The sequence below is a fragment of the Streptomyces sp. AC627_RSS907 genome, assembly GCF_019049165.1.
This window is the reverse complement of the sequence record NZ_JAGMUE010001574.1, coordinates 1-563: the sequence shown is the minus strand read 5'-3', so window position 1 is coordinate 563 and position 563 is coordinate 1. Positions and strand designations below refer to the sequence as shown.

At 74.8% G+C, this 563-nt stretch carries 1 protein-coding gene; it reads right to left on the bottom strand.

Annotated elements, in window-relative coordinates; genetic code table 11:
• Positions 1–125: 125 nt before the first annotated feature.
• Positions 126–563, bottom strand: a 438-nt coding sequence (locus tag KUM32_RS43070; RefSeq protein ID WP_254406837.1) for a CBS domain-containing protein, incomplete at its 5' end; no start/stop codon positions are given.

Sequence of the window (563 nt, the reverse complement as noted above, 5' to 3'; positions counted from 1 at the left end):
GGGTGGCTGGGCGCTGGGCGCGGGCGGCCTGCGTTCGACGTCCACAGCTCGTGTCTCGTCCGGCGGGGGCAGGTCCGTCCCCGTGCGCCCGGCTCGACCGCCGGGCCCCTGGGTGCCCGCGCGGCTCATGCGCCAGCCTCCTGCCCCGGCCCGCGCGGCGTGCTGCTGCCCGCGGCGCCCTCCTGTTCGAGGTGGGTCTGGTGCGAGCGCGCCTCGTGCAACTGGTGCTGGTGCTCCACGGCGTCGAGCCGGTCCGCCTCCAGGAGTTCGTGGACGGAGTTCATCAGCGTCTCCATGTCGACCACGCCGGTGTACTCGCCGCGCCGCCCGGTGACCGGGACCCGGCCGGCGTTGTCGGTGAGCACCGCCTCCAGCGCGTCGCGCAGCGTGGCGTCCCGGGTCACCGTGTCGGCGACGAGCGTGCCGGCGCGGGCCAGCGATCCCTTGGCGCGGCTGAGGTCGCCTCGGCGCAGCCACTTGTACGGGCGCCGGTGCCGGTCGAGGAGCAGCACCTCGTTGATCGAGGCCGACCGGAACAGGTCGAAGATGGACTGCAACGGGTC